This is a genomic window from Caulobacter sp. HMWF025 (genome assembly GCF_003060965.1).
GTDB lineage: Bacteria > Pseudomonadota > Alphaproteobacteria > Caulobacterales > Caulobacteraceae > Caulobacter.
In genome coordinates, this window is the sequence record NZ_QAII01000153.1 from 1428 (window position 1) to 9324 (window position 7897).

General features: G+C 71.9%; 5 protein-coding genes. 2 read left to right on the forward strand and 3 right to left on the reverse strand.

The window, feature by feature from the left end; genetic code table 11:
* On the forward strand, nt 1–824 hold an 824-nt coding region (locus DBR10_RS20220; protein WP_442861124.1), incomplete at its 5' end, for a polysaccharide biosynthesis protein.
* A 114-nt stretch (nt 825–938) separates the two neighbouring features.
* On the opposite strand, the gene DBR10_RS16245 is transcribed toward DBR10_RS20220, so the two are convergent.
* The 3 genes from DBR10_RS16245 to DBR10_RS16255 form a co-directional block, all read right to left on the reverse strand.
* Nucleotides 939–4181, reverse strand: a complete 3243-nt coding sequence (locus DBR10_RS16245) for an error-prone DNA polymerase (protein WP_108503739.1) — start codon at nt 4179–4181, stop codon at nt 939–941.
* A 120-nt stretch (nt 4182–4301) separates the two neighbouring features.
* Entirely contained in the window at nt 4302–5942 is a 1641-nt protein-coding gene (locus tag DBR10_RS16250; RefSeq protein ID WP_108556516.1) for a Y-family DNA polymerase, read from the reverse strand.
* A complete protein-coding gene (locus tag DBR10_RS16255; RefSeq protein WP_199225356.1) occupies nt 5857–6639 on the reverse strand; it encodes an ImuA family protein in 783 nt (260 codons plus the stop codon). The genes DBR10_RS16250 and DBR10_RS16255 overlap by 86 nt, the downstream gene beginning before the upstream one ends.
* A gap of 112 nt (nt 6640–6751) precedes the next feature.
* On the opposite strand from DBR10_RS16255, the gene DBR10_RS20225 reads away from it, so the two are divergent.
* Nucleotides 6752–7897: ATP-binding protein (locus DBR10_RS20225; RefSeq protein ID WP_272482610.1), on the forward strand; the 1146-nt coding region annotated here is incomplete at its 3' end.

Consider the following 7897-nt stretch of genomic DNA (forward strand, 5'->3'; position numbering starts at 1 on the left):
TCGCCGCCGAAAAGCCCGAGATCGTCTTCCACGCCGCCGCGCTCAAACACGTGACCCTGGTCGAGAACCATCCCTGCGAGGGCGTGCGGACCAATATCCTCGGCTCCCGCAATGTGGCCGCGGCCGCCCGGGCCTGCGGCGCGACGCATCTCGCCCTGATCTCGACCGACAAGGCCGTGGCCCCGACCAGCGTCATGGGGGCCACCAAGCGGGTGGCCGAGGCCGTGGTCCGTCAGCAGGGCGGCGCAGGCGGTCCCCGGGTCAGCGTCGTGCGGTTCGGCAATGTGCTGGGTTCGGCCGGGTCGGTCGTGCCGATCTTCCAGCACCAGATCGCCCGCGGCGGGCCGATCACCCTGACCCATGCCGAGGTCGAACGCTATTTCATGACCATCCCCGAGGCCGTGCAGCTGGTGCTGCGGGCCGTAGCCCTGTCGGCCGATGATGTCGCGCCGCCCGACAGCGTCCTGACCCTCGAGATGGGCGAGCCGGTCAAGATCATCGAACTGGCCCGCCGGATGATCGCCCTGCAGGGCCTGGTCCCCGAGCGCGACATCGCCATCCGGATCACCGGCCTGCGGCCCGGCGAGAAGCTGACCGAGACCCTGGTCGACATCAACGAGATCGCCGCCCCCAAGGCCCCCGGCATCCGCCAGGCCACGCCCGCGACGCCCCTGCCCCATGTGGATGACGCCACCCTGGCCGGCCTGGAAGCCGCCGCCCTGGCCGGCGACGAGACCCGCGTCCGCACCCTGCTGTTTGCCCTGGTCGAACGCCTGCGCCAGACCCATCCGGGCCAGCCGGTGAAGGTGGTGGCGGGGGTTTGAACTTGCCCCCTCCGCGCCTGCGGCGCTCCTCCCCCGGAGGGGGAAGATGAACTCATCCGCCCCCTATGGGGGCGGACGACCGCGAAGCGGTCAGGTGGGGGCGAGTGATCACCCTCAGTGAAAATCCCGGCTCCTCTGCAACCGCCCCGACACCCGTGAGCGTACGCGCGGAGCCGGGGCGGCGGGGTCTTCCTTCAGGCGGCCCAGTTCGGCCGTCAGGTCGGTGAAGCGCTCGGCGACCACGTGGATCACCCCGTCGGCGACCTGCAGGCGGCCGTGCACGACCAGGAAACTGGCGGTCATCACCAGGTTGCGGTGGGCCTCGAAACAGTCCTTCCAGACCACCGCATTGGCCACGCCGGTCTCGTCTTCCAGGGTCATGAACACCACGCCCTTGGCCGTGCCCGGCCGCTGGCGGATCAGGACCAGCCCGGCCACCGACACCCGCCGCCCGTCCTTCATCTGCGCCAGCCGCGCCGCCGGGATCACGCCCATGCCGTCCAGCATTGACCGGAAGAAGCCGCAGGGATGGGCCTTCAGCGACAGGCTGGTGGTGCGATAGTCCTCGGCCACCTCCTGGGCCACGCCCATGGCCGGCAGGCTGACGGCGGCCTCGAACAGCGGCAGGCCCGCCAGCAGCGGCGTCTGGACCGGCGCCCGGTTCTCGCCCTTCAGACCCTTGACGGCCCACAGGGCCTCGCGCCGCGTCAGGCCCGCCCCGGCAAAGGCATCGGCCTCGGCCAGCAGTTCCAGGGCCCGCTGCGGCACCCCCGCCTGGGCGAAGTCGGCCGGCGTGCGCGCGCCCTCCTCGCGGGCCTTCTTCAGCGGCGGGATATCGATCCCCGCCCGCAGCCCCTTGATCTGCCGCAGCCCCAGCCGCACGGCCTTCCAGTCCGGGCGGGTGTCGGGGTTGGAGATCCTGCTGCCTGAAACCCTGTCATCCCGGACGAAGCTGATGCCCTCCAGCGTACAGTCCCAGTCACTGGCCAGCACATCGACCGGCAGCACCACCACCCCGTGCTCGCGGGCATCGCGGACCAGCTGCGACGGCTGGTAGAAGCCCATCGGCTGGGAATTGATCAGGGCGGCGCAGAACACGTCCGGCCAGGCCCATTTGATCCAGGCCGAGACATAGACCAGCTTGGCGAAGCTGGCCGCGTGGCTTTCGGGAAAGCCGTAATGGCCGAACCCCTCGATCTGCCTGAAACAGCGCTCGGCAAATTCGCGCTGATAGCCCCGCGACACCATGCCCTCGACGAACTTGTCGCGATATTCGGCCGGCGTGCCGAGGTTCTTGAAGGTAGCCATGGCCTTGCGCAGGCCGTCGGCCTCGTCGGGCGTGAACTTGGCCGCCTCGATGGCCAGACTCATGGCCTGTTCCTGGAACAGCGGCACGCCATAGGTCTTGCCCAGGATCGCCTTCAGCTCGTCGGGCGGACCATGCTCCGGCGACGGCGCGGGCCACTCCACCGGGTCGATCCCCTGACGGCGGCGCAGATAGGGATGGACCATGTCGCCCTGGATCGGCCCCGGCCGCACGATGGCCACCTGGATCACCAGGTCATAGAACTCGCGCGGCTTCAGCCGGGGCAGCATCGACATCTGGGCCCGGCTTTCCACCTGGAACACCCCCACACTGTCGGCCTTGCACAGCATGTCATAGACGCCCGGCACCTCGCGCGGCACGTCGGCGAGGTCGAAGATCGGCTGGCCGTGATCGGCCCGCAACATGCCGAAGGCCCGCTGGATGGCGGCCAGCATGCCCAGCGCCAGGATGTCGACCTTCATCAGCTTCAGGCTGTCGATGTCGTCCTTGTCCCACTCGATGAAGGTGCGGTCCTTCATGGCCGCATTGCCGATCGGCACGGTCTCGTCCAGCCGCCGCTTGGTCAACACAAAGCCGCCGACATGCTGCGACAGGTGGCGCGGCGTGCCCAGCAGCTCGGACGCCAGGCTCACGGCGCGGGCGATCTCGGGGGCCTCGGGGTCGAGGCCCGCCTTACGGATATGCTGCTCGGGCAGGCCGTCACCCCAGCTGCCCCAGACGGTGGCGGCCAGCAGGGACGTGACGTCCTCGGTCAGGCCCAGGGCCTTGCCGACGTCGCGGATGGCGCTGCGCGGCCGGTAGTGGATCACCGTCCCGCAGATGGCGGCATAGTCGCGGCCATAGCGGCCATAGATGTACTGCATCACCTTCTCGCGATGCTCGTGCTCGAAATCGACGTCGATATCGGGCGGCTCGCCGCGGTTTTCCGAGATGAAGCGGGTGAACAGCAGGCGGTGCTCGGTCGGATCGATCGAGGTCACGCCCAGGCAGAAACAGACCGAGGAATTGGCCGCCGAGCCGCGCCCCTGGCACAGGATGCCCATCTTGCGGGCCTCGCGGACGATGTCGTGCACCGTGATGAAGTAGTTGGGATAGTCCATCTTGCCGATCAGCCGCAGCTCTTCGGCCAGCTGGGTCTTGACCGCCTCGGGCACGCCGCCCGGATAGCGCCAGGCCGCCCCGGCCCAGGTCAGGTCGGTCAGGTGCTGCATGGCCGTCTTGCCGGGCGGCACCCGCTCGTCGGGATAGGCCTCGCGCAGCTGGCCGAGGTCGAAGCCGATCCGCTCGACAATCTCCAGGCTGCGGGCCACGGCGCGGGGCCAGCGCTCGAACAGGCGGGCCATCTCGCCGGGGGTCTTCAGGTGCCGCTCGGCATTGGCTTGCAGGCGAAAGCCCGCCTCCTGCACCGTGCAGTGCTCGCGCACGCAGGTCATGACGTCCTGCAGGGGCCGTCGCTCGGGGCCGTGATAGAGCACGTCATTGGTGGCGACCATCGGCGCGCCGGCCGCCAGGGCCAGGGCCTCCAGCCGCGCCAGCCGCTGCAGGTCGCGGGCCGCATAGGCCCGGCTGGCCGCCAGCCAGACCCGGCCGCGCAGGTCGCCGGCCATGCGGTTCAGATCCCGGACAAAGGCCTCGTCCAGCCGGGCCGGCGGCACGATCAGGGCCAGCTGGCCCTCGGCATGGTCGAGGAAGTCGCTCCAGGCCAGCTGGCACTGGCCCTTGCCGGCCCGCCTCTGACCGACGGTCAGCAGCCGCGTCAGCCGCCCGAACGCCTCACGGTCGGACGGGTAGCAGAGCAGGCTGGGCGTGCCGTCGGCGAAGTCCAGCCGGCAGCCGGTCAGGGCCCGCACCTTCAGGGCCTGGGCCGCCGCCCAGCCGCGCACCACCCCGGCCAGGGTGTTGCGATCCACGATCCCGACCGCCGCCAGACCCAGCCCCTCGGCCGTGATCATCAGCTCGCGGGCATGCGAGGCCCCGTGCAGGAACGAGAAGTTGCTGGTGGTCTGCAGTTCGGCATAGGCGTGGGTCATGGGGCGGCCCTTGCCCCCTCCGCGCCGGCGCGCTCCTCCCCCGGAGGGGGAAGATGATCCGGTCTTCCCCCTCCGGGGGAGGAGGGTCGCGAAGCGGCCCGGAGGGGGCACGTGATCCCCTCACCCGAACAGGCCATGGATCCACCATTTCGGCACCTCGTCGCCGCCGAACAGGCCCTGCCGGAAGATCCAGAAACGGCCACCGACCTCATCCTCGACGCGGTAATAGTCGCGGACCCGGCCCGGGCCCGTGGTCGCAAAATCGCCCCGCCACCATTCCTGGCCGATGCGCTCGGGCCCCTCGGCGCGACGGACGCGGTGCGCGCGGCCCCGCCAGGTGAACTGGACCGGCGGATCGTCGGGAACCTTGGCCAGGGCGGTGATCGCCTCGGGCCGGCGGAACAGCCGCACGGGCCGGGGCCGGTCGGGATCCCAGCCGGCCCCGCTGGGGGCGGCCAGGGGTGCCCGGCGGACCAGGGCCCGCTCGGGCACATGGCTCTCGTAAGGATCGGCCCGCCAGACCCGCTCCTCGCCCAGCCGGTTGACCAGCCGGTCGACCAGCGGGGCCAGGGTTTCGTCCAGGCCCGCGCCGGCTTCTGCGTCCAGCCTGGCCTGGGTCGCCGACAGGGGCTCGACGTCACCGGCAAAGACCGTGACCACCTCGATGCCGAAGCCGGGGTCGATGACGTCCAGCCGGGGCGCCAGCAGCCGGGTCAGGCGGGCGGCGTCGCGCCCGGCCCGCGCCAGCCCCGCCCGGACGCTCATCGCCTTGCCGTCCAGCCGGTGGAAGGTCACCTCGAAGCGCCGGGCCCCCTGGCCTTCGGCCTCCAGCCGGCGACAGATCAGGGCGGTGATGTCGCCGGTCGCCCGGGCCAGGTCGTCCGGCGCACTGATCGGCTCGGCGAAGGCCAGGCGCTCGAGCCAGGGACAGGCCGGTCGCCGGAACACCAGGGCCTCGCCGCCCGCGCCCAGGGCCTGATCCAGTCTCAGGGTCAGCAGCAGGCCAAACCGCTTGGCCAGCTGGGCCCGCGGCAGGCCCAGCAGCTGGCCGATGCGATAGAGCCCCAGGCGCGGCAGCTGGGCCGTCGCCGTCGCATCCAGCCGCAGGGCCGCAACCGGCAGGTCGGCCAGCAGGGCCCGCTGGCCATTGGGCGGAGCGATCTGGCCATCGTCGCCGAAGCGGGCCCCGAACCGAGCAAGCGCCCAGGCCGCACCGGGCGTGTCGGCGATCGCCGCCCGGGCCGGGACGCCCCAGCGCGCCAGCCGGGCCAGCAGGTCGGCCAGCATGGCAGCCTCGCCGCCCCACAGGTGGTCGGTGCCGGTAATGTCGAGGAACAGGCCGTCGTCGCCGTCCAGCGCCACGGCCGGCGAGAACCGCACGCACCAGTCGCTCAGGGCCTCCAGCGCCGCCCGGTCGACAGCCGGGTCATGCTCGACCGTGACAAGGTCCGGAGCCAGGGCCAGGGCGTCGGCGACCTTCTGGCCGGGATGCAGGCCCAGCCGCATGGCCGCTTCGTCCAGCGCCACCAGCCGCCGGGTGCCGGCCTCGGTGGCGATCAGGGCGAGGGGCGGGGGCGGCGCAGACTCGCCCCCTCCGGATGCTGCGCATCCTCCTCCCCCGGAGGGGGAAGATGATCCCGTCTTCCCCCTCTGGGGGAGGAGGGGGCCAGTGGCCCTACCCTGCGATCCGGAGCCGCCCCCCCGCCGTCGCCAGGTCGTGATCGGCCAGTTGGGGCACCAGACGGAAAGAATGCGGGCCATCATCGGCCTCCAGGGACTCCAGTATCCAGACGCCGGAGCGACCGCCCCGGCAGCGTTCCAGTTCGACCCGCCAGCGCGGCGGGCCGAGGCCGGGATCCCCCGGCGGCGGCTGGCTGGGCGCTCCGGCGATGCGCCAGCGGCTGAAGGCCGAGGAGCCCGACACCGTCCGCGCCCGCCCGGCCGCCCCGCCATAGGGCCGGCGGTGCAGCAGCACCCCGAAACTGCCGCGCTTCTCGCAAGCCAGTTGCAGACGGCGGCCGGCCTTCAGCTCCGGCGCCTCCGCCTCGCCGACGGCGGCGGCGACCCCGACGGTCGACAGAGCGTCCTCCAGCACCGACAGCACCTCGGCCTCGTCGCGGGCCTTGACCTGGATCAGCCGGCCGGTCGGGAAATCCAGCCCCGCCAGACCCGGCGCATGCAGGTCATCGCGCCGCATCACCCAGACCACCGCCCCGGTCGCCAGCAGCGGCCGGGTCAGGCGGGCGACAAAGGCGGCGGGGGCCGCTGCGGTCTCGTCCTCCAGCCCGGCCCCCATCACCTCGTGCCAGCAGCCCGACGGCAGGCCGCCGCCGGGGAAACAGCCGTCGATGGCGGGCTCGCCGAAGCGCAGCACCGGAGTCGGAGTCCGGGCCCCTGCTTCCAGAGCAGCGATCCGGCCCTTCAAAGCCACAAGACGCGCCTGGCGCGATCCGGGCATTCTTCCAATCCTCTTTGTTCCACTTTTGTTCTGATCTTGCGGGGTTGGAGAGTCAAGCCGGGGCCGTCATTGTGCGTCAAACGGTCGTATGAACCGTGAGCCGGGAGCTCCCATGACCTTCAAGCGCGTGCTGATCGCCAATCGCGGCGAAATCGCTGTCCGCATCGCCCGCGCGGCGGCCGAACGGGGGCTCGCGAGCGTGGCGGTGTTCGCGACCGACGATACCGGCAGTCCGCATGTCGCAGCCGCCGACCAGGCCGTCGCCCTGCCCGGCCCGGGGGCCAAGGCCTATCTCGACATCGCCGCCGTGATCACGGCCGCCCGGGCGAGCGGGTGCGATGCCCTGCATCCCGGCTATGGCTTCCTGTCCGAGAACGCCGACCTGGCCCGGGCCTGCGCGGCGGCCGGCATCACCTTCATCGGCCCCTCGCCGGAGCATCTGGACACCTTCGGCGACAAGGCCGCCGCCCGCGCCCTGGCGGAGAGGCTGGGCGTGCCGCTGATCCCGGGCACCGGCGCGCTCGACCTGGACGGAGCCCGGGCCTTCCTGGCCGAGCACGGGGCGATCATGCTGAAGGCCCGGGCCGGCGGTGGCGGACGCGGCATGCGGGCCGTGCTGGATCCGGGCGAGCTGGACGCCGCCTTCGCCGCCTGCGCCCGCGAGGCGAAAGCCGCGTTCGGCGACGAGGGCCTCTATGCCGAGCAGCGCATCGACCGGGCCCGCCATATCGAGGTGCAGATCGTCGGCGACGGGGTCTCGGTGCTGGCCGTCGGCGACCGCGACTGCTCACTGCAGCGCCGCAACCAGAAGCTGGTCGAGATCGCCCCGGCCCCGAACCTGACCGAGACGACACGCACGGCCATGGCGACGGCCGCCCAGGCCCTGTGCGCCGGCTATCGCGGTCTGGCGACCGTGGAATATCTGCTGGATATCGAGACCGGGGCCTTTGCCTTCATCGAGACCAATCCCCGGCTGCAGGTCGAACACACGGTCACCGAAGAGGTCACGGGCCTGGACCTGGTCGGTCTGCAGTTTGCCCTCGCCGCCGGCGCCACCCTGGCCGAGCTGGACCTGACCACGGCCCCGCCGCCGGTCGGCGTGGCCATCCAGGCCCGGGTCAATGCCGAGACCCTGACCGCCGACGGCCAGGTGAAGCCGGCTTCCGGAACCCTGACCGCCTATGCCCCGCCCGGCGGACCGGGCGTGCGGGTCGACGGCGCGGGGGCCGTGGGCCTCCGGCTCGGCGGGGCCTATGAC